This is a genomic window from Dokdonella sp. (assembly GCF_041395345.1).
GTDB lineage: Bacteria > Pseudomonadota > Gammaproteobacteria > Xanthomonadales > Rhodanobacteraceae > Dokdonella.
This window is the reverse complement of sequence record NZ_JAWLAR010000010.1, coordinates 1-22,985: the sequence shown is the minus strand read 5'-3', so window position 1 is coordinate 22,985 and position 22,985 is coordinate 1. Positions and strand designations below refer to the sequence as shown.

At 60.9% G+C, this 22,985-nt stretch carries 26 protein-coding genes; 18 read left to right on the top strand and 8 right to left on the bottom strand.

Annotation, left to right across the window (positions count from 1 at the left end; genetic code table 11):
• Nucleotides 1-458: 458 nt before the first annotated feature.
• Nucleotides 459-935, top strand: coding sequence for a hypothetical protein (locus R3F00_RS10270; RefSeq protein ID WP_371281699.1), 477 nt, complete (start codon nucleotides 459-461; stop codon nucleotides 933-935).
• Nucleotides 936-1,164: 229 nt separating this feature from the next.
• Here the strand turns inward: R3F00_RS10270 and R3F00_RS10265 are convergent, their stop codons facing one another.
• Nucleotides 1,165-1,371 (bottom strand): transposase, encoded by a 207-nt coding sequence (locus tag R3F00_RS10265; RefSeq protein WP_371281698.1) that lies wholly within the window; start codon nucleotides 1,369-1,371, stop codon nucleotides 1,165-1,167.
• Nucleotides 1,372-1,912: 541 nt separating this feature from the next.
• On the opposite strand from R3F00_RS10265, the gene R3F00_RS10260 reads away from it, so the two are divergent.
• From R3F00_RS10260 to pcp, 10 genes are all read left to right on the top strand, one after another.
• Nucleotides 1,913-3,877, top strand: coding sequence for a diguanylate cyclase (locus R3F00_RS10260; protein WP_371281697.1), 1,965 nt, complete (start codon nucleotides 1,913-1,915; stop codon nucleotides 3,875-3,877).
• Nucleotides 3,870-4,541, top strand: a complete 672-nt coding sequence (locus R3F00_RS10255; protein ID WP_371281696.1) for a dienelactone hydrolase family protein — start codon at nucleotides 3,870-3,872, stop codon at nucleotides 4,539-4,541. The genes R3F00_RS10260 and R3F00_RS10255 overlap by 8 nt, the downstream gene beginning before the upstream one ends.
• Entirely contained in the window at nucleotides 4,538-4,951 is a 414-nt protein-coding gene (locus tag R3F00_RS10250) for an HIT domain-containing protein (protein ID WP_371281695.1), read from the top strand. The genes R3F00_RS10255 and R3F00_RS10250 overlap by 4 nt, the downstream gene beginning before the upstream one ends.
• Nucleotides 4,948-5,643 (top strand): 5-oxoprolinase subunit PxpB, encoded by a 696-nt coding sequence (gene pxpB, locus R3F00_RS10245; RefSeq protein WP_371281694.1) that lies wholly within the window; start codon nucleotides 4,948-4,950, stop codon nucleotides 5,641-5,643. Before R3F00_RS10250 ends, pxpB begins: the two co-directional genes overlap by 4 nt.
• Entirely contained in the window at nucleotides 5,640-6,590 is a 951-nt protein-coding gene (locus R3F00_RS10240; RefSeq protein WP_371281693.1) for a biotin-dependent carboxyltransferase family protein, read from the top strand. The genes pxpB and R3F00_RS10240 overlap by 4 nt, the downstream gene beginning before the upstream one ends.
• Nucleotides 6,591-6,660: 70 nt before the next feature.
• Nucleotides 6,661-8,448, top strand: a complete 1,788-nt coding sequence (locus R3F00_RS10235; protein ID WP_371281692.1) for a DUF885 domain-containing protein — start codon at nucleotides 6,661-6,663, stop codon at nucleotides 8,446-8,448.
• A gap of 12 nt (nucleotides 8,449-8,460) precedes the next feature.
• Nucleotides 8,461-9,213: a 5-oxoprolinase subunit PxpA gene (gene pxpA / locus R3F00_RS10230; RefSeq protein WP_371281691.1), complete on the top strand. Its 753-nt coding sequence runs from the start codon at nucleotides 8,461-8,463 to the stop codon at nucleotides 9,211-9,213.
• Between the two features lie 132 nt (nucleotides 9,214-9,345).
• Nucleotides 9,346-10,056 carry a DUF969 domain-containing protein gene (locus R3F00_RS10225; protein ID WP_371281690.1) on the top strand — a complete coding sequence of 237 codons (711 nt, stop codon included), beginning with the start codon at nucleotides 9,346-9,348 and terminating at the stop codon, nucleotides 10,054-10,056.
• Nucleotides 10,053-11,048: a 5-oxoproline transporter, DUF979 family subunit gene (locus R3F00_RS10220; RefSeq protein ID WP_371281689.1), complete on the top strand. Its 996-nt coding sequence runs from the start codon at nucleotides 10,053-10,055 to the stop codon at nucleotides 11,046-11,048. The genes R3F00_RS10225 and R3F00_RS10220 overlap by 4 nt, the downstream gene beginning before the upstream one ends.
• Entirely contained in the window at nucleotides 11,045-11,698 is a 654-nt protein-coding gene (gene pcp, locus R3F00_RS10215) for a pyroglutamyl-peptidase I (protein ID WP_371281688.1), read from the top strand. The genes R3F00_RS10220 and pcp overlap by 4 nt, the downstream gene beginning before the upstream one ends.
• A 12-nt stretch (nucleotides 11,699-11,710) precedes the next feature.
• Here pcp and R3F00_RS10210 read toward each other — a convergent pair whose 3' ends face one another.
• From R3F00_RS10210 to apbC, 6 genes are all read right to left on the bottom strand, one after another.
• A complete protein-coding gene (locus R3F00_RS10210; protein ID WP_371281687.1) occupies nucleotides 11,711-12,334 on the bottom strand; it encodes a hypothetical protein in 624 nt (207 codons plus the stop codon).
• A 109-nt stretch (nucleotides 12,335-12,443) separates the two neighbouring features.
• Nucleotides 12,444-12,800: a hypothetical protein gene (locus R3F00_RS10205; protein ID WP_371281686.1), complete on the bottom strand. Its 357-nt coding sequence runs from the start codon at nucleotides 12,798-12,800 to the stop codon at nucleotides 12,444-12,446.
• A gap of 13 nt (nucleotides 12,801-12,813) precedes the next feature.
• A complete protein-coding gene (locus R3F00_RS10200; protein ID WP_371281685.1) occupies nucleotides 12,814-13,155 on the bottom strand; it encodes a hypothetical protein in 342 nt (113 codons plus the stop codon).
• A 101-nt stretch (nucleotides 13,156-13,256) separates the two neighbouring features.
• Nucleotides 13,257-13,826, bottom strand: coding sequence for a dCTP deaminase (dcd, locus tag R3F00_RS10195; RefSeq protein WP_371281684.1), 570 nt, complete (start codon nucleotides 13,824-13,826; stop codon nucleotides 13,257-13,259).
• A 52-nt stretch (nucleotides 13,827-13,878) separates the two neighbouring features.
• Nucleotides 13,879-14,493: a DUF1287 domain-containing protein gene (locus tag R3F00_RS10190; protein WP_371281683.1), complete on the bottom strand. Its 615-nt coding sequence runs from the start codon at nucleotides 14,491-14,493 to the stop codon at nucleotides 13,879-13,881.
• Nucleotides 14,494-14,495: 2 nt separating this feature from the next.
• Nucleotides 14,496-15,587 (bottom strand): iron-sulfur cluster carrier protein ApbC, encoded by a 1,092-nt coding sequence (gene apbC, locus R3F00_RS10185; protein WP_371281682.1) that lies wholly within the window; start codon nucleotides 15,585-15,587, stop codon nucleotides 14,496-14,498.
• Between the two features lie 159 nt (nucleotides 15,588-15,746).
• On the opposite strand from apbC, the gene R3F00_RS10180 reads away from it, so the two are divergent.
• The 5 genes from R3F00_RS10180 (at nucleotide 15,747) to nth (ending at nucleotide 20,350) form a co-directional block, all read left to right on the top strand.
• Nucleotides 15,747-16,217, top strand: a complete 471-nt coding sequence (locus R3F00_RS10180; RefSeq protein ID WP_371281681.1) for a hypothetical protein — start codon at nucleotides 15,747-15,749, stop codon at nucleotides 16,215-16,217.
• Nucleotides 16,218-16,325: 108 nt separating this feature from the next.
• A complete protein-coding gene (metG, locus tag R3F00_RS10175) occupies nucleotides 16,326-18,491 on the top strand; it encodes a methionine--tRNA ligase (RefSeq protein ID WP_371281680.1) in 2,166 nt (721 codons plus the stop codon).
• A gap of 7 nt (nucleotides 18,492-18,498) precedes the next feature.
• Complete coding sequence (locus R3F00_RS10170) at nucleotides 18,499-19,068, top strand: hypothetical protein (protein ID WP_371281679.1); 570 nt, start codon at nucleotides 18,499-18,501, stop codon at nucleotides 19,066-19,068.
• On the top strand, nucleotides 19,065-19,718 hold the full coding sequence (locus tag R3F00_RS10165; RefSeq protein WP_371281678.1) for an RnfABCDGE type electron transport complex subunit B: 654 nt from the start codon (nucleotides 19,065-19,067) through the stop codon (nucleotides 19,716-19,718). The genes R3F00_RS10170 and R3F00_RS10165 overlap by 4 nt, the downstream gene beginning before the upstream one ends.
• Nucleotides 19,715-20,350, top strand: coding sequence for an endonuclease III (nth, locus tag R3F00_RS10160; RefSeq protein WP_371281677.1), 636 nt, complete (start codon nucleotides 19,715-19,717; stop codon nucleotides 20,348-20,350). Before R3F00_RS10165 ends, nth begins: the two co-directional genes overlap by 4 nt.
• A 100-nt stretch (nucleotides 20,351-20,450) precedes the next feature.
• On the opposite strand, the gene R3F00_RS10155 is transcribed toward nth, so the two are convergent.
• Nucleotides 20,451-21,620, bottom strand: a complete 1,170-nt coding sequence (locus R3F00_RS10155) for an OprO/OprP family phosphate-selective porin (RefSeq protein ID WP_371281676.1) — start codon at nucleotides 21,618-21,620, stop codon at nucleotides 20,451-20,453.
• A 251-nt stretch (nucleotides 21,621-21,871) separates the two neighbouring features.
• Between R3F00_RS10155 and rnt the strand changes: the two genes are divergently transcribed.
• Together rnt and R3F00_RS10145 are read left to right on the top strand one after the other, a co-directional pair.
• Entirely contained in the window at nucleotides 21,872-22,543 is a 672-nt protein-coding gene (gene rnt, locus R3F00_RS10150) for a ribonuclease T (protein WP_371281674.1), read from the top strand.
• Between the two features lie 31 nt (nucleotides 22,544-22,574).
• Nucleotides 22,575-22,856 (top strand): FmdB family zinc ribbon protein, encoded by a 282-nt coding sequence (locus tag R3F00_RS10145; protein WP_371281673.1) that lies wholly within the window; start codon nucleotides 22,575-22,577, stop codon nucleotides 22,854-22,856.
• Nucleotides 22,857-22,985: the final 129 nt, after the last annotated feature.

Sequence of the window (22,985 nt, the reverse complement as noted above, 5' to 3'; positions counted from 1 at the left end):
CGGCCATCCATGGCCGGTCGCTCGGCAACGCATGCGCTGTCCGATGACAGCGCAAAGGCGCGTCACCTCGCCCGCCAGGTCCGGAAGGAAGCAACGGCAGCAAGCAACTCGGGTGCCGGAGTGTCGCTTGCGGAGCTGCCACTCCCTCCAGATCAGAACTCAGCCGACTCTCGGCATGCAGCCATCCGTGGCCTGTTTTCGGTCCGGCCATCTTGGGGAACGCCCGTACCAAGCTTCGCCTTGAAATCATCTATCAATAATACGAATCTCATTGATAGTTTCTATCCCGAGATATGCCTCAAGATTAGGCTGTCGAATTAGACGGCACGATTACCCTAAACCATTGAATCTATTAAGCGCTTAACTACAGCTTTTGCTTAGTTGTCCATGTTAGACTGCGGGATTAGAATGCTCTTCGTGACCTGCCCCCAATCTCAGTGCCGGGAGGCGTTAGGCAGATGAAAAAATTCGCGCTTGGCATTGGCTGCATCCTAATTTCAATCTGCAGCACTAGCTGTCTTGCCGCTTCAACTATTGTTTCTGTCGCTCAAGTTTCCGAGTATCCGCGACCAGGCAAGGTGTCTAGCTATCCGCCAGGCCTTCTTTTCGAGGTTTGTACTAGCGGAGCTGTCTTTCGAGCATTTGGCGAAGGCAGTCCAAGTCGCGCTGAGAAAGGCGTCTTGGAAAAGTCCGCGCTGAAGGACTTTCGTACCGTCTTGGAGAAGGAGTGGTTGGCTCCACTCAGAGCTGAGTGCAAGGCGCGAGGAATTATTGTCGACGCCGCATCCATTCGCATTAAGGCAGCCTCTGGGGAATTTGACTGCAGTCGATACAACGAGGGCGAAGCCTTGAAGGGTTTCGAATCGAAGATTTGGTCGCTAGAGTTGAAAGAAGTGAAAATAGTCGATCCTCGTATTCACGGCAGTTGCAAGTGATCTGCTAGGCTGCCTCACTAGTCAATCAAGCCGGCCGCTAACGCGGCAGCCTATTTCTGGCGTTGAAGCTGTAGAAAAACCCCTTTCCGCTCGTCAACGCGTCCGCCGTGCTGGCGGATTTTCATTTCGGGGTTTTGGGTTTCCTTGCTCACCGTTCCTGGATCGCTCAGGCGGTGTTGTTCGTCGTCTATCGGGCGTTTTCCGGCCTGTTCTGCGCGCGCATTTCCGCTTACGCGGCCACCCTCCCGTAGACCAGCAGTCTCGCCACGTTGTGGACGATACAAAACAGCTTCCATTGGGTGTCGACTTTGGATTGACTGCGCGACGTGAAGCATCTCAGGCCGCGTTGCTGGATGTGACCGAACACCGGTTCGATCAATCCCATCCGATGGGCGTGAATCGCACGACCCTTGTCGCTGTCGATCTTCTCGCGCATGGCGCGGCAGTTTAGATTCGGTAGTTTGATCGGCATCGGCCGGACAAAACGTCTCGGGCTGCAGGGAAATGCCGGCTGCCTTGCTCACGAAGTCGCTATTTGATTCGAAAGGTTGATCCCGGCTTCCGATCTCCTGGGTGGGCACCGAATTCTGAGCTCCCCAGGACTGCCCGAATTTGCCGCCGCGGCAAAACGGCATACCTTCAACCGGTCGGCGCCAGGTCAGCGTCCATACGCATTGAATACGCCAGTTTCGCGCCTGCCCCGGGTTCACCGTACAATCGGCTCGAACTGATCGGTTTTCCGCCGCGTTCCAGTTCGCTCCAGCGAATAGAACCTTGAATCTGCCGCCCCTGGGTCTGATGACCACTATTCCGAAGCGTCACTCCGAATCATGAATTGGCCAGTCCGCGCAGTCTGTTTGTTGGCCATGCTGCTCCCGCAAACTCCCGCGTGGGGCACTGATTCCGACGCCGCTCGACGGCCGGAGGCTGCAATCGCGGCCAAGCAGTTCGCCGAGTGCGCGCAGCGAAACCTTGTCGTGCCCAGGCTCCTCGGGGGAGGGCTGGGCGGAGCACGGATCGAACTCGTCGTTGTGCAGATCGAAGCGCACCTGATGCAGGCTCTGCACGCGTCGGCACCGGCACGGTTGGCCTGGCGACGGGTGGAACGCTTTGCCTTGCTGAGCGGAGAAGCGACTACCCGCATGCATGCGCTTGAACAGCAAGCGGAAATGACTCTGGTGCTCAGCGACTATGCAGCAACGAAGGAGATTGCCCAGTCCTTGTTGATCACGGCCAGGCGTGAGCGCTCGACCGAGTATGAATCGGCGGCCCGCGGCTATCTCGCCGTGCTCGCCCGTCGCCGCGGTGATCTGGATGCCGCGCTCGAGCAGAACATTCGTGCGATCGAACTCCTGGGTGAGGACGGCAACCCGTTCCGGATGGCCCTCATGCTTACCAACATGGGGACCGTCTATCGCGACCGTGGAAACTTTGCGCGCGCGCTCGAGCTCCAGCTCCAGGCCCTCGAAATCCGCGAGCAAATCGGGGACGCTCTGGAAACCAGCCTGCGCAACATTGCCCTGCTCTATCGTGAAATCGAGGATGAACAGACCTCGCGCGACTATTTCAAGCGCGCACTCGACAGCGTGGACCACGATACGAGTCCCGAGACCTATGCGCCGATCCTTGGCAGCTATGCCAGCCTGCTCAATGACGTGGGTGACCATGAGGTGGCACTCGCTGCAGCGAATGAAGCTCTGGTCATCCATACGGCGCTTGGAAACCGTGCCAACCAGGGATTCGAGTTTCTCGAGGCAGGTCGCGCCTACTGGGGCATGGGGCAGCCCATCGAGGCCACGGAATCGCTGGAAGCTGCGCTGGAAATCGGACGCGAACTGAATCAGCGGGAGATCGTTGCGCGCTCATTGCTGCACCTTGCGGAGATCAACCAGGCTCAGCGCAATTCATTGCGGGCACGCGGCATGATCGATGAGGCCATCGCCGGACTCGAAGCCGCCATGCTGCGCCCGCAGCTCGTTCAGGCCTATTCGGTGCGCGAGAAGATTGCCATCGCCGAACATGACCTCGAGACCGCCCTGCGCTACCTGCGCCGTCATGCCGAGCAGCGCGAGCTGTTGCTGGGCACCCGGGCCAGCAGGCAACTCAGCGACCTGAAGGCACGGCATGCGCGCGCCGAGGCAGAAAAGGATCTCGCCCTGCTGCAGAAGGACAATGAACTGCAGACCGCACGGCTCGACAAGCAGGAAGTCCAGGGTCAGTTGGGTATGGTCGCGCTGACCGGGCTTGGCGTGGCACTGCTGCTTGCCATCTGGCGCTTTCTCGGGGTGAAGCGACTCAATCGTACGTTGCTGGTGCAGCGCCAGGAGATCGATGCGCAGTCCCGGGCGTTGGCAACAGCCAATTCGCAACTGGAAGAGCGTGCCGCGGCGCTTTACCAGGCCTCGATCAAGGATTCCCTGACCGGGGTATTCAATCGCGCGCATCTGCGTGAACAGCTGGAAAAGAAGCTGCACGCCTGTCTTGATACGAAGCGGCCGCTTGCCGTTCTCCTGATTGACTTTGACTGCTTCAAACTGGTCAACGATCAACTGGGCCATCTGTTTGGAGACCGCGTTCTCGTCGCGGGAGTAACCGCCATTCAGGCCAGGCTGGAGCATGCCGATCTGCTCGGCCGATTTGGCGGGGAGGAGTTCGTCGTGGTGCTGGAAGGCGAACGTGCCGAAAAAGCAGAGACGGTGGCCGAATCGATACGCCAGCATGTGCAGGAATCACTGGCCGGCATGCATACCCGGGGCATTCCGGTGACCGTCAGCATTGGCGTGGCCGACCTCGAGGGTCTTCCGGGCAATCCCCAGCCCGGGGTAGACACCTTGCTCGATGCCGGAGACCGCGCGATGTACGAAGCAAAGGCCGCGGGTCGTAATCGGGTCGCAAGCTTTTCCCGAGTGATCGGGCCGGTTGAGGATTTCATCAATGGGTAGCCGGATCACGATCGGCAGTGACGGCATGCAATGCATCGGCGCCTACCTGGCCCAGCCCGAACACGCACCAAGAGGCGGCATCGTTGTGGCGCAGGAAATATTCGGCGTCAATGCGCACATTCGCAGCCTGGTCGATCGATTTGCCGCGCATGGATACTGCGCGATTGCACCGGCTTTCTTTGATCACCTGGAGACTGGCGTCGAACTCGACTATGACGCGCAGGGAGTGGCCCGAGGCCGTGTACTGGTCGATGGGCTCGACCTGGATACGGTGATGGCGGACGTGGCCAGCGCAGCCGACGCCATCGGTTCGGCGGGTCGAATTGCCGTGATCGGCTACTGCTGGGGTGGAACCGTCGCCCTGCTGGCTGCATGCCGCCTCGGCCTGCCTGCCGTCAGCTACTACGGTGCGCGCAACGTCGCCTATCTGGACGAAGGCAGCCGCGCAGCCCTGCAATTTCATTTTGGCGAACGCGATCAATCCATCCCTGCGATGGCAGTTCAACGCCACCGCGAAGCATTTCCGGAAGCCGAAGTGTTCGTGTATCCGGCCGGTCACGGCTTCAATTGCGACCGGCGCAAGGATTACGATGAGCCCAGCGCCACGCTTGCAGCCCGGCGAACCCTGGATTTCCTCGAACGAAATATCGGAGCCGGTTCATGACAGCGCATTTCGTGCTCGATTCGCGTCTTGCAGCCGACTCGCACCCATTGGCCCGGTTCGAGCTTTGCGACGTTCGCCTGATGGACGACAGTCTCTATCCCTGGATTATTCTCGTTCCCCGCCTTCCCGGCTTGCGCGAACTGATCGATCTGGAACCGCCCCAGCGCCGTGTGCTGGGTGACGAGGTCGATCGTGCATCGAGACTGCTGCGCGATGCGTTCCGGCCCGACAAACTGAACGTAGCGGCTCTGGGCAATGTCGTTGAGCAGTTGCATGTGCACGTTATCGCGCGCTTCGAGAACGACCCGAGCTGGCCCGCACCTGTCTGGGGGAAAGTCGAAAGCAGGCCGTACACGCCCGAGTCCCTGCTGGAACGCGTCTCGATGCTGCAAGCTTTGCTAGTCGCGTGAGCGAGACCTTCGCGATCGAAGCGCTGGGAGAAGACGCTCTGCTCTTGCGCCTTGGCGAGACGCTGGATGAAGATCTCAACCTGCGAGTACATGCGCTTGCGGATCAGATTGCCCGGCATGCACCCGCGTGGGTGCTGGATATCGTGCCGGCGTTCGCCAGTCTGGCGATCTGCTTCGATCCGCTTGCTTTCGCCAGCGACGTCGACCCCTGCCAGGCGGCCAGGTCATGGCTGAATGGACTGGATTTGCAACAGGCGCAGTCCAGGGAGCGACTGGATGCCCGCCTGCACGAGATTCCAGTGCGCTACGGCGGCGAGTTCGGTCCTGATCTGGAGGCGGTCGCGGAACACTGCCAGCTTGAGCCGGCCGAGGTCATCCGTCGCCATGCCGCGGCCATTTATCGCGTTGGCATGCTCGGCTTCGCAGCCGGTTTTCCCTACCTGCTCGGCATGGATGCCGGCCTGGCCACGCCGCGTCGGGCAACTCCTCGAACCAGGGTTGCTGCCGGCAGCGTCGGCATCGGTGGCGTCCAGACGGGCATCTATCCCCGCGAAGGCCCGGGTGGCTGGCAGATCATCGGGCGCACAGCATTCTGCCTTTTCGATCACCTGCGTGATCCCCCGGCGATTGTTGGACCAGGCGATCGCGTTCGCTTCATCGACGCGACCCTTGACGAGCGGGACGCACGATGAGCATCCGCGTGCTGGCTCCCGGCCTTTCCACCAGCGTGCAGGATGCGGGGCGCGTCGGTTATCGCAAGCTTGGCGTCAGCCAGGCGGGAGTCATGGACCCCTACTCGTCGAGTGCGGCGAATATCCTGCTCGGCAATCCGGAAGACTCTGCGGTCATCGAGATCACCCTCAGCGGGCCGCAGCTGGTGTTCGATTCGGCTGCACGAATTGCCCTGTGCGGTGCCAGCATCGATGCCCGTGTCGACACTCATGTTCTTCCCTGCTGGCGACGCATCGAGCTTCCCGCCGGAAGCGTCCTGACGCTGGGCCCCTGCCGCAAGGGCGCTCGCGCCTACCTCGCGGTTGCTGGCGGAATCCGGGTTCCACCGGTACTCGGAAGTGCGAGCACCGATTTGCGTTCCGGATTCGGCGGGCTGCACGGGCGTTGCCTGCGTGCCGGCGACGAACTGCAGCTCCTGGATAAAACCGCAGGCGTGAGGCAACTGCATGTGGATACGCGCTGGGTCGATCCCGCCGAGGATCTGGACCTGGAGGGTGTCGCTCGCATCCGCGTCCTGCCAGGCCGCGACCATCTGAAAAACACGGACGCGCTGCATGAGTCCGACTGGCAGGTAGACGCTGCCAGCAACCGCCAGGGCCTGCGCCTCAGCGGAACGCGACTGGAGATTGCCTCGGAAAGGGAACGCATCTCGGAACCGGTCATGCCGGGCACCGTGCAGTTGCCGCCGGATGGCCAGCCCATCATCCTGATGGCCGACGCACAGACACATGGCGGCTACCCGCGCATCGCGCATGCCATCCGCGCCGACCAGCCCCGGCTGGCCCAGCTCCGGCCCGGAGAGCGGTTTCGCCTGGTTGCGTGTACGCCGCTCGAAGCGCAGCGGGCCTTGCATGAACAACGCCAGCGACTGGCTCGCATCAGGGTGGCGATGGAAGGCATCGGCTGAGCATCCGGTCGGATTGCAGCTTGTCCGCTGAAAGCCTAGTCTGACCGGCCCGTATTGATGGAGTCGCTCGATGGCCTGCGCTCGCAATCTGTTGCCTATCGCCCTGTTCGGATTGTTCGTGGCCGGCTGTCAGCCGGCGCCGCCGACGGCGCAACCCGCTGAACCCGTTTCAGCAGCCAAAGTTGAGGCGCCGGATCCCGGCATCGCCTGGCAGGCTGCAGTAGACACCTTCATCGACGGCACATTCAGGCGCGACCCGGTTTTTGCGGCAAGTTCGGGCAAGCATGAATTTGACGGCAAGTTGCCCGACTACAGCCCTGGCGCCTTGGCGGAGAAGGCAAGTTGGCTGCATGCACAACGTGATGCCGTGGCGGCTTTCAAGGACGAGGTACTCGACAAGCAGCAGCGCTTCGAACGCGAGTACGTGCTGTCGCGGATCGACAGTCAGCTTTTCGCACTCGAGGATTCCGGTTTCCCCTACTCCAACCCGGTCTACTATGTCGGGGATCTGTCACCAAGCATGTACCTGACCCGGCCTTATGCGCCGCTGGCCGAGCGCATGGCGGCCTTCGTCAGCTATCTGGAAGCGCTGCCCCGCGCTATTGAACAGATTCGCACGAACTTGCGTCCGCCGTTGCCGGTGACCTATGTCGATCTGGGGATCAATACCTTCGCTGGCTATTCGCATTTCTTCGCCAGCGACGTGCCGGATATCTTTGCCGAGGTTGCCGACAGCGAGTTGCAGGCGCGGTTCAAGCGCGCCAACGAAAAGGCCGTCCAGGCCACTCGCGAGATGGCGGACTGGTTCACGACTCTCAAGCCTGAAGCCACCCGGGATTTTGCCCTCGGTGCCGAAAAATTCAGTCGGATGTTGCGCATGAGCGAGCGCGTCGACCTGCCGATCTACCAGCTCAAGGCGGCCGGCGAAGCGGACCTTTCGCGCAACCTGACCTCGCTGAAGTCCGCCTGCCATGAATATGCCCCAGGCAGGTCGCTGAGTGACTGCGTGGCGAAGGCGGCCAGCAACAAGCCCGAAGGTGGCGCAGTCGAGGGGGCCCGCAAACAACTCGCCGGGCTGCGCAGTTTCCTGATCGAGAAGGACCTGGTCTCCATTCCGGGCACCGAGGAGGCAAAGGTCGAAGAAGCTCCTCCTTTCAACCGCTGGAATTTCGCCTATATCGAGATTCCGGGCCCCTATGAGACCAACCTGCCATCGGTCTACTACATCGCACCGCCGAATCCGGATTGGCCGAAGGCCGAGCAGGATGCCTATGTTCCCGGCAAGGCTGCGCTGCTGTTCGTTTCCGCACATGAAGTCTGGCCGGGCCACTTCCTGCAGTTTCTGCATGCGAACCGCTCGAAGTGGATCTTCGGCCGCCTGTTCGTCGGCTATGCCTATGCCGAAGGCTGGGCGCATTACACCGAGGAGATGATGTTCGATGCCGGGCTGGAGGGTGCAACACCCGAAATCCATATCGGCCAGCTGACCAATGCCTTGCTGCGCAACGTGCGCTATCTCTCGGCCATTGGCCTGCATACCGGCGGCATGACTCTGGAGGAATCCGAACAGATGTTCCGCGACCAGGCCTACCAGGATCCTGGCAACGCTCGCCAGCAGGCCGCTCGCGGCACTTACGATCCGGGCTATCTCAACTACACCCTGGGCAAGCTCATGATCATGCAACTGCGCGAAGACTGGACCGCTGCTCGCGCCGGCCGAGACAGCTGGAAAGCCTTCCATGACGAATTCCTGAGTTACGGCGGACCGCCTGTTCCGCTGGTGCGCGCTCAGATGCTCGACACTGCGGCGGAAACACGACTGTGGCAGGCGCCAGCTCTTGGACCACCCGCACACTGAGAGGAGCAGCAGGTGCAACGCCGCATCGATTTCAACTGTGACCTGGGTGAAGGCTGCGGCAACGATGCGGCGATCATGCCGTACATCAGCTCGGCGAATGTCGCCTGCGCCGCGCATGCAGGCGATGAATCCAGCATGCGCTCCACCCTTCGCCTGTGCCGGCAGTTCAAGGTGTCCGCCGGCGCCCATCCGGGCTTTGCCGATCGCGAGCACTTCGGCAGGCTCGAACGGACCTGGACGGCACGGGAAATCCGCACCCTGATCAGCGAACAGCTGGTGCGACTCGCCGAGATTGCCGGCCAGGAAGGCGTTCGCCTGGTCCACATGAAGCCGCACGGTGCCCTGTACAACCAGGCGGCACGAGATCCCGAACTCGCAAGTGTCGTTGCCGAGGCGGTGCGCGATTTCGATGCAGGCATGATCCTGGTGGGACTGGCGGGCAGCGAGTTGCCACGAGCCGGGGAAGCGGCGGGTCTGCGTGTCCTGCATGAGGCCTTTGCCGATCGTCGCTATCTCGACGACGGCAGCCTGGCGCCACGGAGCTTGCAAGGCTCGGTTGTCGCCAAGCATGCCGATGCAATCGAGCAGGCTCGCTCCATCGTGCTCAGAAACTGCGTCAGCACTCTGGACGGGAACAGTCTGGCATTGCAGGCCGATTCGATCTGCCTGCATGGTGACCGCGACGATGCAGCCGAATTCGCCCGACGGTTGCATCAGGCACTGGTCGAAGCAGATGTGACGATACAGGCACCACAGCTCGACTGATTCCGAATCGCGAGTCCCTGTTCAATTCCGGCGTCAGCGTGCGCAGACGGGACCTGGCACAGGGTCATTCCCTGCCCGTCGCGATTTGTTCGGGTTAGCATGCCGGTTGATTTCCCCGAACGAGGTTGGGCGATGCCTGCCGATATCAATTACTGGCCCCTGCTCGGTGTAGCCGTTGTCATCGCCGGATTCACGATGCGCCGCAACCCGGTACTGGTTGTTGTCATCGCCGGCCTGGTCAGCGGACTGGCCGCCGGAATCTCGATATCCGATCTGCTCGGCCTGCTCGGAAAGACATTTGTCGATATTCGTGTGCTCCTGCTGTTCCTGCTGACCCTGCCCGCTATCGGCTTGCTCGAGCATTTCGGCCTGCGCGAACGCGCGCGCAGCTGGATAGCCGGGTTCCGCGGGCTGACCCTGGCCCGCTTCCAGATTTCCTATCTGGGCTTGCGCCAGCTTCTGAGCATGATCGGCCTCAATCACGTCGCGGGACATGCGCAGACCGTGCGCCCCCTGGTCGCCCCGATGAGCGAGGCGGCAGCCGAACGCAGCCTGGGCCCCCTCACCGATGACGAGCGGAACACGGTTCGGGCCAGTGCTGCAGCCACCGACAACGTCGGGCTTTTCTTTGGCGAAGATGTCTTCATGGCGTTTGGCGCCGTGCTTCTGATCCAGGGTTTCTACAGCCGCAACGGCATCGAGCTGGAACCCCTGTCGATTTCCCTGTGGGCACTGCCCACCGCATTGGCCGCCTTTATCATCCACTCCGTGCGCGTGCACTGGCTGCAGCGAAGGCTGATCCGCGATCGAGCCTGTCAGGATGTCAGCGAGGCCGGAAAATGATTCTTGTCGGGTATCTCTACTGGCTGGTCGGTGCGTTCCTGATCGCGGCCGCCTGGCTCAACCTGCGCGAACGGCATTGGGTCATGGCTGCCTTCTGGCTGATCCTCTCGGGGCCGTTCATCCTGGGCGACCTGATTCTCGCGGCGCATGAGCAGGGCAATGAAATTCCCGCCCAACTCATGGGAGCAGGCGTGGTCGCGCTGGGCCTGCTCGCTGCATTCAACAAGCTGGGACTTCGCGCGGAACCCCCCGGCGACAGGGAGCGGCGCGAACGCACTGCCGCTCGCTTCGGCAATCGCCTGTTCCTTCCTGCGCTCGCCATTCCCGTGATTACCCTGCTTTTCTATATCGAGGCCCGCTACATTTCCTGGGACGGCCATCACCTTCTTTCCTGGAACGGAACACCGCTGCTAGACCCCGGCGCGCTGACACTGACTTCGCTCGGACTAGCCAGCATTTTCGCCATGCTCGCTGCCATCCGTGTCACCGGGGCCCGGCCCGCACAGGCCATCATCGAGGGACGACGTCTCCTCGATTCACTGGGCTGGGCTGTTCTGCTGCCGATGATTCTTGCCACGCTGGGCGGCGTCTTCGCGGCAACCGGTGTCGGCGAAACCATAGCCGCGCTCACCAGTGCCGTCATTCCGATCGACAGCCGCGTCGCCTGTCTGCTTGCGTTCGCCTTTGGCATGGTCGTTTTCACGATCATCATGGGCAACGCCTTTGCTGCATTTCCGGTCATGATGGCGGGCATCGGCCTGCCCTTGCTGATCATTCGGCACGATGCCGATCCGGCCATTCTGGGCGCGATCGGCATGCTTACCGGCTACTGCGGAACCCTGTTGACGCCGATGGCGGCGAATTTCAATATCGTGCCTGCCGTACTGCTGGAACTGCCCGACCAGCACGGCGTGATTCGCTCGCAGATTCCGACCGCGCTGGTCCTGATGCTGGTCAATGTCCTGTTGATGGTTTTTCTGGTATTTCGATGAGCAGTCCCGTCGTACTCCTTGTCGGTTTCGAGCCTTTCGATACCGAGACCACGAATCCGTCCATGCAGATCGCGCGCCGCCTCGACGGCGAATCCATTGCCGGCAGGACCGTTGTCGGAGGCATCCTTCCGGTCACCTTTGTCGATGCGCCAATCGCACTGGCGGAACTGATTGATCGTCGCCAGCCGGAGCTTGTGGTCGCCCTGGGCCAGGCGGGAGGTCGCGCGGAAATATCACTGGAACGTGTCGCCATCAATCTGATCGATGCACGCATCCCCGACAACAGCGGCTTGCAACCGATCGACAAGCCGGTGCTGGAGAACGGTCCTGCGGCCTGCTTTTCTACCCTGCCCATCAAGGCCATGAAGGCACGGCTAGATTCGCTCGGCATACCGTGTGCGCTGTCACTGAGCGCCGGCAGCTTTGTCTGCAATCAGGTTTTCTACTGGCTCTGCCATGTGCTTGGCAACGAATATCCTTCGGTACGTGGAGGATTCATCCATGTGCCCTGGCTGCCGGAGCAGGCAGAGCGTCACCCGGGTCAACCCGCAATGGCCTTGGCCACCATGGTCGACGGCATACGCGCGGCCATCGAATGCGCCCTGTTGACGAAATCGGACTTGCATGTTGCCGGCGGAACGACCCACTGACTGCGGGCCGACTCAGCAGCCCTCGCCCTTGGCACTGGCACGCGCAACCTCGACAATCACTTCACCGGTGTCGACATAGGGCAGATTGGACTTGATCGAATTGGTCTCGTAGTAGAACCCGCCGGTGGTCGGGGCCTTGATCTTGTCCCGCGGTGCGGACTGGAAATACTGGCCTCTGGCCGACAGCGGCGTTGCAAGAACCAGTCTGCGAACGTTTTCCAGTGGAATGCAGGCCAGAAGACGAGTCGGCCGAAACGGTCGTATGTCGATGTGCAAGGGTTCCGCATCCCGGGTTTCACGCACGTCGCCGCTGTCATCCAGCACGTAGATGACCGGCTTGAAAGCGGTGTTGCCACGGCCTTTCGGATTGGGCCTGGATATCACTTGAAGACGAACGGCCACATGGGCGTAGTCGCGCGGCAGCTCCAGCTCGCGGTAGCGACTTCTGCCTTTGGGAAAGTCGCGCTGATCCGCATCGGAGTCGACGCGGACACGTTCCGGCCGGTCAAGATCCAGAACGACCACGCCTTCGGCGGGCGCGGTCGCTATCCTCGAACCTCCTGCCGGCCCGCCAAAAAGGCGTTCAGTCCATTCGGCCAGCGGGTTGGCGCCCAGCGCAAGGCCATGCCACGTCAACGCGAATGCGATCAGTACGGCCGCAGCGTGGCGAGGTGATGCACTCCTGTGCAGAAGCCTGCGGAGATTACGGTACAGCTGGCGGATTCCTTCCGGCCGCGCGGATCCTTCAGTCCATGACCAGCGGCTGGATGTCGCTGCCATCCTGGGTGAAGGTTTCGAGCTCAAGGGTGTTGCCGATGCTGGCAATCGAATGGCGCTGCTCGTCGGTGGCCGTTGTGCTCTTCTTGTGTCCATCCTTCAGCACGATTCCGGTGATGTTCTTGGTTTCCTTGAGTTCACTCAGATAACCAAAAAGTTCCGCCTTCCCGAACGTGTAGCCATCGACCTGATAGCGGTCATCCTTGGCCGGCTTGATCGTCACCCGACCGTCCTTGATGCTGCCCGCCTGGGCCGAGCCGGCGACAAAGAACGCGAGCAGGAGGAAGACCAGCGACTTGCGGAACTTGGTGATCAGGGTATTCATGTCGTGCACCTTTTCAGTTGTCCTTGATGGTTGTGCGAATCTCGTTGATTTCATCGTCGTCCTGAACAAAGGCGGTGAAACCCAGAGCTACCGAAATCTGGGCCAGCTCGGCGATGTGCCTGTCTGTCACCTTCTGCTTCTCGCCGCGCTTGAGCAGGACCGTGCTCATCGGCAGGGACTGATCCTTGCGGTAATTCAGCGCAGCACGCAGGCTTTCCTGAGTGAGCGGCACATCCTGATAGTCGAACTGGTATTCCTTGGCCGCCAACAGGGTGACATCAAAGCTCGCCGGAATGTTGACCGGCGCCATCGTGGCATCGGTCTTGACGCCCCTGGCACATGCTCCGACGAGCATGGCGAACACTGCAATCGCCAAGCCCTGAACGACTCGATTCCTTGAAACCAGCCACATAGATGCACTCTCCGCAAGTAGACAGGGTGGCAAGCCTACCACCGTCAGGTGCGCGGCAGTGTAACCCCTTGCTGGCCCATGTATTTACCACCCCGATCCTTGTAGCTGGTCTCGCACTCCTCATCCGATTCGAGGAACAGCATCTGGGCCACGCCCTCGTTGGCATAGATGCGAGCCGGTAGCGGGGTCGTGTTCGAGAACTCGAGCGTGACATGACCTTCCCATTCGGGTTCCAGCGGCGTCACGTTGACGATGATGCCGCAGCGGGCGTAGGTCGACTTGCCCAGGCAAATGGTCAGCACCTTTCGTGGTATGCGGAAATACTCGACCGTGCGTGCGAGGGCGAAGGAATTCGGCGGAATGATGCAGACATCTCCGCTGAAATCGACAAAGTTGCCGGAATCGAAATTCTTCGGGTCGACAATGGTCGAATTGATGTTGGTGAAAATCTTGAACTCGGCGGCACAGCGCACGTCGTAGCCGTAGCTCGAGGTCCCGTAGGAAATCATGCGCCCACCGGAAGCATCCCGCTTGACCTGGCCCGGTTCGAAAGGCTCGATCATCTGCTGCTGTTCAGCCATTCGGCGTATCCACTGGTCGGACTTGATGCTCATAAGGTGCTCTCGATGGGAAGTTTCTTGAATTGGATGCAATCTGCCGCTGCGATCACGGATCAGGCGAAGCGGCGCTGGCGGGACCGGCAAAATACCGGAAGTGCCCGGTCATCTTCCACTCGAACAGGACGTCCTCGACCTCCACACCGTTGCCGATGTTGTGGATGATCAGGTATCGCCGACCGTCGGCACTTGGCGCATTCGAGACGATTCCGATATGCGGCTGGCCCGAATCCAGGCGCCATGAAACGAAATCACCGGGCCGGAACCGGGCAGGATCCCCGCTGGTCGGCAAGCGCTTGCCTTGGCGTGTCAGGTAGCGTTCGAGATTGGGCACGCGACGATGATCGATGTTCGGATCCGGTCGCTGGAGGCCCCAAATGCGGGGATAGGCTGCAAAATCCGAGCGCATGTCGCGATTCACCTCGACCTGCAGATCCACGTCAACGGCTCGCAGGGCGCGAATCAGCACGTCGGTACAGACCCCGCGATCGATCGGCACGTCGCCACCCGGAAAGTCCAGGCTCTCGTAGGCGGGCGCATAGCGCACGGTGACGCCCACTTGAGCCTGCGCGGCGGCAATCATTCGCTCGACTTCCGATTGCGCGCGGGCGGGAGTGCTGTCTACCAGCGTCCCGACCAGGACTATCAGGCCTGCAAGTCTCACGTTCAGGTGTTCTGGATCACGATCTTGGGGAACTGAATGGACTTGTTCCGCGCCTGCAGCGACAAGCGTGCCGATGCGTTGCGGGCAATGTCACGATAGCGGGCGGCCAGATCGGAATCGGGCAGTGCGGCCACGGTCGGAGTGCCGTTGTCGGCCTGCTCGCGAATGCGGATATCCAGCGGCAGTGAGCCCAGCATCGGCACATCGTACTGCTCGGCCATGCGCGCACCGCCCCCCTCGCCAAAAACATGCTCCTCGTGCCCGCATTGGCTGCACACATGTGTCGACATGTTTTCAATGATTCCGAGCACCGGCACGTTCACCTTTTCAAACATTTTCAAAGCCTTGCGCGCATCAAGCAGGGCAATGTCCTGCGGCGTCGTGACAATGACCGCACCAGAAACCGGCACGCGCTGGCACAGCGTGAGCTGGATATCACCGGTGCCGGGCGGCAGATCGATGATCAGATAGTCCAGATCGACCCAGTTGGTGTCGCTGAGCAGCTGCTGCAGGGCCTGGGTCACCATCGGGCCACGCCAGATCATCGGCGTGTCTTCCTCGATCAGGAAACCGATCGACATGACCTGGATGCCGTGGTTGATCTTGGGTTCTATGCGATTGCCATCCTTGGTGTCCGGCTTGCCGGAAAGCCCGAACATGCGCGGCTGGCTGGGCCCGTAGATATCGGCATCAAGCATGCCGACGCTGGCGCCTTCGGCGCGCAGGGCAAGAGCGAGATTGGCGGCAACCGTGGATTTTCCGACGCCGCCCTTGCCGGAGGCGACTGCAATCACGTTGCGAATTCCCGGCAATGGCGTCAGTCCTTCCTGCACGCGATGGGCGCCCACGCGGCAAGAGACCCCTACAGCGGCCGAATCGATCGCCGGATCCGCCTGCAACGCATCGCGGGCCAGCTCACCGAGCTGTGCCTGCCATGAAAGGGCCGGATAACCCAGCTGGATGTCCACCGAGACCTTGTCGCCGGAGATGCCGACACCGCGCACCACGCCGGCTGAAATCAAATCCTGTCCGCAATGCGGATCAATGACGCCGGAGAGAATTTCCCGGACCCGTTGTTCGCTGATTTCGCTCATGGACTCGATCAAACTGGCAAAGATGCCTAGTATGCCTCACCTCGGAGGATGGACTTGAACCTCTCCTGCACAATGGACCACCCCGGGACCCGACTTTCGAACTCCAGCGTGCATGCGCAGTCAAACGGTTCAACGGCCCGGCCAATTTCGAGCAAATTCATGAAACTACTGCGTTGCCTGATTCTTCTGTCCTTCATTCTGACTGCCGGCGCCTGCAATCGCAGTCAACCTTCCGGAGTGCCTGAAACGGCTGGCGGCTCGCCCCCTCCCGCACCTGCACCCGCACCGACGCCGGCCACGGCGCAGTCCGATCCTGCACCGGAACCGGCTCAACCGGTCAGGGAACTCAAGGCGCCGCCACCCCTGGACAGCGATATCCCGCCGTTTGCCAAAACCGGATTTCCGGACTGCGACAACTACATCGAAGAGTACAGGCAGTGCCTCAACTCGCGGCTCGGCGCAGATGAACGCAAGGCGGCAGCGCACGAACTGACCGCTTCCATGAATGCCATTCTTGGAAATATCGCGCGTGGCGTCGAGCCTTCGCGCATTGCCAGTCGGTGCAAGAAATCGCGCCGATTGGCCGCACCCAAGATGGAGGGATACGGCTGCATCCTGCAATCACCGTAGTCGCGCGCGGGGTTCCTGTTGCAATGAACCCCGGCCAGCTCGACGATCCACGCCCCGAGAGTTGCATGCAATAATTCCTCGCCCCGTACTTCGTGGAATCCCGCAGGAATGAGCACACCCGCACGGAAGATCCTCGTCACCAACGCATTGCCCTATGCGAATGGCCCGTTACACGTGGGTCACCTGCTGGGCTATGTGCAGGCGGACATCTGGGTGCGTGCCCAACGCATGCATGGCCATACGGTCCATTTCGTCTGCGCGGATGACGCGCATGGAACCCCGATCATGCTGGCCGCCGAAAAGGCCGGGTTGAGTCCCGAAGAGTTCATCAAGCCCATCCAGGCTTCTCACGAACGCGACTTCGCCGACTTCGCGATCGACTTCGACCACTACCACTCGACCCATTCTGCGGAAAACAACGAGCTGGCGGTCATGATCTACACACGCCTGCGCGACGGTGGGCATATTTCGCGACGGACCATCCAGCAGCTCTACGATCCGGTCAAGAACATGTTCCTGCCGGATCGTTACATCCGCGGCGAATGCCCGAAATGCGGAACAGCCGACCAGTACGGGGACAATTGCGAGAATTGCGGCGCGACGTATGCGCCGACCGATCTGAAGAATCCACGCTCCGTGATGTCTGGCGCTGAGCCCGTGCTGCGCGATTCCGAACATTTCTTCTTTGGCGTGGGCCAGTTCACTTCGCTGCTGCAGGACTGGTTCGCTGGAAAACTGACCGAAGGGCAGCCCGTCGCCCATTCCGGCGTGGTCGCCAAGCTCGGCGAGTGGCTGAATGCGGAAGGCGGGCTGCGCGACTGGGATATTTCACGCGATGCGCCCTACTTCGGCTTCGCCATCCCCGACGCGCCCGGCAAGTTCTTCTACGTCTGGCTTGATGCGCCGGTCGGCTACCTGGCCAGCTTCAAGGCACTCTGCCAGGAAAAAGGCTATTCGTTCGACGAATACCTCGCTGCCGACAGCCAGGCGGAAATGCATCACTTCATCGGCAAGGATATCGTCAACTTCCACGGCCTGTTCTGGCCTGCGGTCCTGCACGGAGCGAGCCTGCGCGTTCCGACCGCGCTGCACGTGAACGGCTATCTGACCGTCAATGGCGAGAAGATGTCGAAGTCGCGCGGCACCTTCATCATGGCGCGTACCTGGCTTGATGTCGGGCTAAAGCCCGAATACCTGCGCTACTACTTTGCGGCCAAGTCCTCGGGCGGCGTGGTCGATCTTGACCTGAATCTCGATGACTTCAGTCAGCGCGTCAATGCAGACATCGTCGGCAAGTTCGTCAATATCGCGAGTCGATGCGCAAAGTTGCTCGAATCGAATTTCGACAACCGGCTCGCTGCGGACTTCTGGACAGAGGCGTCGACCACCAACGCCGAGGATCCTGCAGGCAAGGCCCGGACCCTTCTGGAGCAGGCAGAAGCCCAACTGACGGACGCCGTGCAAAACTACGCCCGCGATGACTTCAATCGAGCGATCAGCACCATCATGCAGGTCGCGGACAGGGCCAACGAATACATTGCCGAGACAGCGCCGTGGGCGCTGGCCAAGGACGCATCGCGTCGAGGGGAATTGCACATCGTACTTTCGACCGGTATCAACCTCTTCCGCGCGATTGCCTGCGCGCTGAAACCGATCCTGCCGGTCCTCGTGTCGCAGACCGAGGAATTCCTTGCCCTGCCGGGTGGCCGCTTTGAACGTTTCGAGGAGATCTCCGAGCGCCTCGGCGACCACTCCATTCAAGGCTACAAGCCCCTTGCAACCCGGGTCGACCCAAAACAGATCGCCGCCATGATTGAAGCATCGAAGGATTCGCTTGCAGCACCGGGACAACCGGCGCCCGCAAGCGGGAAAGGTACGACCCCTCACAATGCATCCTCCAAGGCAGCGGACAAGGCTTTGGGCGAAACGGACGGTGCAGCCGGAACCATTTCGATCGATGACTTTGCCAGGCTCGACCTGCGCATAGGCAGGGTCCTTGAGTGCGGGTTCGTGGATGGCTCCGACAAACTGCTGCGCTTCAGGCTTGACGGTGGCGCACTCGGCGAACGCCAGATTTTTTCCGGAATTCGCGCGGCCTATTCCGAACCTGAAAAACTGGTCGGCCGCAATGTCGTGTTCATCGCAAACCTCGCCCCGCGCAAGATGCGATTCGGCATGTCCGAAGGCATGATCCTTTCGGCCGGTTCGGGTGGCGCCGACCTCAAGCTTCTCGACGTCGACCTGGGCGCCGAGCCAGGTGCAACCGTTCGCTGAGCCCGGAATGAACGAGCATTCCATCCGCTGCGTCGACTGGACCCCGGACTATCTGGACGGACTGGTGCTTGTCGCCCTGCTCCGGTCAAGGGATATTGACGCGCAACTGTTCGACGAGAATTTCGTCCGACAAGACTGGTTCAGAATCCTGGCATATGGCGGATTCCGGATAGCAGTGCCTGCACTGGATCTTCAGTCCTCGCGCGAAGTCCTCACAGACTACCGTCGCGGAGCGCTGCAGCTGCCCGATGAGGAACTGCATGGGCCCAGTTGCCCTGCCTGTCACGATTCTTCTGCGGGCTTCGATCATCGACAGCGCCGCTGGATCTTTCTCGCCTTCCTGTTCGTCTGCACTGCACAAACCATTTCCATCCTGGCGTTCGATACACCCGCACCCTATCTGATCCTCCAGATCGTCATCAGTCTGGCCATGATGATGCCCTGGCTGGTCCGCTACGTCGTCAACAACAGGATGCGCTGCCCGCAATGCCTGCATGCCTGGCGCGAATTGCCGCGCATTCCGTTTGCACGGCAGCAGAAGGATGCGGATATCGCCTTGACTGCAACACCGGCATGAACCAGTCCCTTGCCACTCGCCTGGATCGGCTGTTGCCACAAACCCAATGCACGCGCTGTGGCTATCCTGCCTGCCGGCCCTATGCAGATGCGATTGCCGAAGGCGCGGCGGACATCGATCAATGTCCACCTGGCGGCCAGTCCGGTGTCGATGCGCTGGCGAGCCTGCTCGGTCGCGCATCCAGGCCCCTGAATCCCGGTTATGGCCTCGAAACGGCGCCCGCAGTTGCCGTGATCGACGAAGAGGTCTGCATCGGTTGTACCAAGTGCATCCAGGCCTGTCCGGTCGATGCGATTGTCGGCGCTGGCAAGCGCATGCACACGGTCATCACCGCGGAATGCACCGGCTGCGAACTCTGCATTCCACCCTGCCCGGTCGACTGCATTGACATGCACTTCATCCAGAACGAGCCGCTTGGAAGAACGGCCATTCTGGAACGCGCGAGCGTGGCGCGGCGTCGTTTCGAGAATCGAGCCGTTCGCCTGGCGCGCGCGGAAAGCGGGCGCGCGGCCCGACGTGATTCGGCAATACGAGCGGACGCAGCCAAAGCGGAACCGATCAGCCGGGCGGATGTGCTTGAAGCCATCGCTCGTGGCAAGGCGAAGCGCCGGAAGCAGATCGCGGCAAGCAGGAAACCCGCGTCGAAATGAAGCGCGAGAACGTGATCGAGATGTTCACGCGCCTTCGCGATTTCAATCCGAAGCCGACTACCGAGCTCGACTACTCGACGCCCTTCGAGCTGCTGGTCGCGGTAATCCTTTCCGCCCAGGCCACCGATGTCGGCGTCAACAAGGCGACCCGTCGCCTGTTCCCGATCGCCAATACGCCCGAGGCGATGCTGGAACTTGGCGAGGAGTCCCTCAAGCAGGCCATTTCGACAATTGGTCTCTACAACGCCAAGGCGAAGAACGTCATCGCGACCTGCAGGATCCTGGTGGAACAGCATGGTGGCGAAGTGCCGAGGAACCGCGAGGCGCTCGAAGCCTTGCCGGGCGTTGGCAGGAAAACAGCGAATGTCGTGTTGAACACTGCATTTGGCGAGCCGACCATCGCGGTCGACACCCACATCTTCCGGGTCGCCAATCGGACCGGCCTGGCTCGAGGTGACGACGTGCGCAAGGTCGAAGACAAGCTGGTCAGGCACGTGCCCGCGGAGTTTCGCCTCGATGCGCATCACTGGCTGATCCTGCATGGCCGCTACGTCTGCAAGGCACGTCGTCCGGAATGCCCGCAATGCCTGATTCGCGACCTGTGTGCCTACAAGGCGAAGACACTCGTGTGACAGGGCCGCTGCTGCTGACCAGCCGCGATTGAAACGAAGAAGGGCGATGCGCAGCGCGCATCGCCCTTCCGTGACACATCGACAAACTACTTGTCGAGACTTACCAGTAGAACTGCAGGCGCGTTTCGAAGATGTTCGGATCGTCGTTGACGTTTTCGCCTGCGCTGGAGCTGAACTTCGAGCTGGAAACGGCCACATAGTTGACCATGAACTTGAAGTTCGAGCGCCAGTAGTAGTTCACGCCGAAGGTGATGTTGTCTTCTTCACCGCCCTTGATCGGCCCGTCATTCAGATTGATGCTGTCGTAGCGCAGTCCGACCTGCCACATGCCCTTGGCCGGATCGTTGGGCAGGGGCGTCCTCGGCAGACCACCCTTGTATCCCCAGGTCTCGCCGGTGATGTTCCACACACCCGAGACGTACCAGCTATCCGTATTGAAGTCAGGTGCCGTCGTGGCGCTGGTGCGCGACGTGTTGGTATCCATGTATTCGGCCTGGACCTTGAACGGCCCGCTGACCCACATGCCCTCGAGTCCGAGCGTGGTATTGCGATCGGTGTTCAGGATGTTGCCGGTATCGACCAGACGCACGCTGGCAAGATCGGCATCCGGGCGCGTGCGCCAGCGCTGCGTGTCGTTGGCCGTGTCGTAGTCGACTGCAGAAATACCGAAATGGAGGATCTGTCCGCTGTCGACGATGGGCGCATAGTAGAAGCGGCCGCCGTAGCCGGGACCATAGTTGCGGTTCTCGGAGAGCTCCCTGGTAAAGCCGCTGACGACATAACCCCAGTTCTTGTGGTCATCACCAAAAGCGACACCCAGCCTGCGAGAGACGCCAAACGTGTTGGTATTCATCGCCTTGGCAATGAAGTCATTGTTTTTCGTGCTGCTCAGCTCTTCGAGACTGTTCGGCTGCTTGAACTGGCCTGCCTGCAGGTACATCGAACCCATCTTGTACTTCAGGTTCACATCCAGCCACTTGTCGGCGTAAGCGTCATAGCCCATGACCCAGTCGAACATCGTGCCCTTGCCTTTCAGCACAAGTTCGGCGCGACGCATGCCCGTCGCGCTGCTGGAGCCAAACGCTTCATCGGCAGAACCACCATTCAGGTTGACACCGTCATTGTCGAACCAGTTTCCATCAGCCTGAACCAGGCCTTCGAAGCTGACCTCGGAACCACCGATCACGTCGATGGCTATATCAGCATGGGCTTGCGAGGCAAACGTCACGAAAATCGCGGCTGCGAGCAATCGGGTTGCGGGTCGTTTCATGATTGGAATCTCTTAGAGGGAATTGAATTGTTGAGGAGGCGTTAAATTGATTCGGCGATGCGCAGCCTATTGCGGGATTGTTACTGCCGCGTGTCAGCGGCATATCGCATTTGTTACAGCAGGAACGTTCGTTCGCTTGTCAAATAACGGGGTCTGCCGGTTCGCTGGCGCAAGCATGGCTGCCATCGGGCTTCGACCTGGCTCCGAAATCAGCAGCCGTGCCGATGCCGCTGATCGGCTATGCTTTCGCCATGTCCGAACCCACTTCTGTTCACCGCATCGCCGAGCGATTCCGCGGATTCCTGCCTGTGGTCGTCGATGTCGAAACAGGTGGTTTCAATGCGGACCGCGATGCCTTGCTCGAGATCGCCGTTGTTGTCATTGGCATGGATAGCCAGGGATTCCTGTATCCCGAGCCTGTGGTTTCGACGCATGTCGAGGCCTTCCCGGGCGCCAATATCGATCCCAGGGCCCTGGAGATCACGGGGATCGATCCGGACCACCCGTTTCGAAACGCACTCGAGGAGCGCGCGGCGCTCGATCACGTGTTTGCGCCAGTCCGGAAGGCAATGAAGGCTGCGGAATGTCAGCGCGCCATCCTGGTAGGTCACAACGCGGGCTTCGACCTGGCCTTTCTCAATGCGGCGGTGCGCCGAACAGGGCACAAGCGCAACCCTTTCCATCCATTCAGCAATTTCGACACGGTGACGCTGGCCGGCCTGGCTTTTGGTCAGACCGTACTGGCACGCGCGGTAGGAGCCTCGGGAAAAACCTGGGATCCCGGCCTCGCGCATTCTGCCGTCTATGACACCGAGCGCACCGCCGAGCTGTTCTGCCAGATCGTCAACCGCTGGAAGCATCTGAGCGATCTTGCCGGGGCTGAGGAAGTGCTCGACCCCCTGCAAGCCCAGGCCCGGGATTGATCCTGGCCTGCGCAGCACCCATGCTTGCAGCATGCCGATCTACCAATACCTCCCGGATGACAGCGGATGTGACAAATGCCGTAACGGCATTGAAGCATTGCAGCGCTTGTCCGACCCTCCGTTGTCACAATGCCCCGACTGCCACGCCCCGGTTCATCGGGTAATCAGTGCCCCTGAGATTGTCTCCGGGCAGGCCCACCGCTCCAGTGAGTCCCACGTTGGCAAGCATGGCTTTACCCAGTACCGCCGCGCCGGGAAGGGCGTCTATGAAAAGACCGTAGGAAAGGGTCCGGATTACATCAGCGGAGACTAGCGCGGGAGTCGAAACAAGTGGCATTTTCGAGCTTCTCGTCTTAATACCCTGTTTGTCCTAGCTTTTCCACAAGCAGGATCTACATTCTCGGTCAGTGAGAATGAAGGAAGCCGGCCTCAAGACGCCTGA

What these genes read in the sequence shown, in the direction of transcription:
- R3F00_RS10205 (WP_371281686.1), bottom strand. Translation starts at nt 12,800, where the DNA reads ATGAATACCCTGATCACCAAGTTCCGCAAGTCGCTGGTCTTCCTCCTG.
- R3F00_RS10240 (WP_371281693.1), top strand. Translation starts at nt 5,640, where the DNA reads ATGAGCATCCGCGTGCTGGCTCCCGGCCTTTCCACCAGCGTGCAGGAT.
- R3F00_RS10225 (WP_371281690.1), top strand. Translation starts at nt 9,346, where the DNA reads ATGCCTGCCGATATCAATTACTGGCCCCTGCTCGGTGTAGCCGTTGTC.
- R3F00_RS10155 (WP_371281676.1), bottom strand. Translation starts at nt 21,620, where the DNA reads ATGAAACGACCCGCAACCCGATTGCTCGCAGCCGCGATTTTCGTGACG.
- R3F00_RS10170 (WP_371281679.1), top strand. Translation starts at nt 18,499, where the DNA reads ATGAACGAGCATTCCATCCGCTGCGTCGACTGGACCCCGGACTATCTG.
- R3F00_RS10255 (WP_371281696.1), top strand. Translation starts at nt 3,870, where the DNA reads ATGGGTAGCCGGATCACGATCGGCAGTGACGGCATGCAATGCATCGGC.
- R3F00_RS10165 (WP_371281678.1), top strand. Translation starts at nt 19,065, where the DNA reads ATGAACCAGTCCCTTGCCACTCGCCTGGATCGGCTGTTGCCACAAACC.
- apbC (WP_371281682.1), bottom strand. Translation starts at nt 15,587, where the DNA reads ATGAGCGAAATCAGCGAACAACGGGTCCGGGAAATTCTCTCCGGCGTC.
- R3F00_RS10200 (WP_371281685.1), bottom strand. Translation starts at nt 13,155, where the DNA reads ATGCTCGTCGGAGCATGTGCCAGGGGCGTCAAGACCGATGCCACGATG.
- R3F00_RS10250 (WP_371281695.1), top strand. Translation starts at nt 4,538, where the DNA reads ATGACAGCGCATTTCGTGCTCGATTCGCGTCTTGCAGCCGACTCGCAC.
- pcp (WP_371281688.1), top strand. Translation starts at nt 11,045, where the DNA reads ATGAGCAGTCCCGTCGTACTCCTTGTCGGTTTCGAGCCTTTCGATACC.
- R3F00_RS10220 (WP_371281689.1), top strand. Translation starts at nt 10,053, where the DNA reads ATGATTCTTGTCGGGTATCTCTACTGGCTGGTCGGTGCGTTCCTGATC.
- metG (WP_371281680.1), top strand. Translation starts at nt 16,326, where the DNA reads ATGAGCACACCCGCACGGAAGATCCTCGTCACCAACGCATTGCCCTAT.
- dcd (WP_371281684.1), bottom strand. Translation starts at nt 13,826, where the DNA reads ATGAGCATCAAGTCCGACCAGTGGATACGCCGAATGGCTGAACAGCAG.
- nth (WP_371281677.1), top strand. Translation starts at nt 19,715, where the DNA reads ATGAAGCGCGAGAACGTGATCGAGATGTTCACGCGCCTTCGCGATTTC.
- R3F00_RS10265 (WP_371281698.1), bottom strand. Translation starts at nt 1,371, where the DNA reads ATGCGCGAGAAGATCGACAGCGACAAGGGTCGTGCGATTCACGCCCAT.
- R3F00_RS10145 (WP_371281673.1), top strand. Translation starts at nt 22,575, where the DNA reads ATGCCGATCTACCAATACCTCCCGGATGACAGCGGATGTGACAAATGC.
- rnt (WP_371281674.1), top strand. Translation starts at nt 21,872, where the DNA reads ATGTCCGAACCCACTTCTGTTCACCGCATCGCCGAGCGATTCCGCGGA.
- R3F00_RS10270 (WP_371281699.1), top strand. Translation starts at nt 459, where the DNA reads ATGAAAAAATTCGCGCTTGGCATTGGCTGCATCCTAATTTCAATCTGC.
- R3F00_RS10180 (WP_371281681.1), top strand. Translation starts at nt 15,747, where the DNA reads ATGAAACTACTGCGTTGCCTGATTCTTCTGTCCTTCATTCTGACTGCC.
- R3F00_RS10235 (WP_371281692.1), top strand. Translation starts at nt 6,661, where the DNA reads ATGGCCTGCGCTCGCAATCTGTTGCCTATCGCCCTGTTCGGATTGTTC.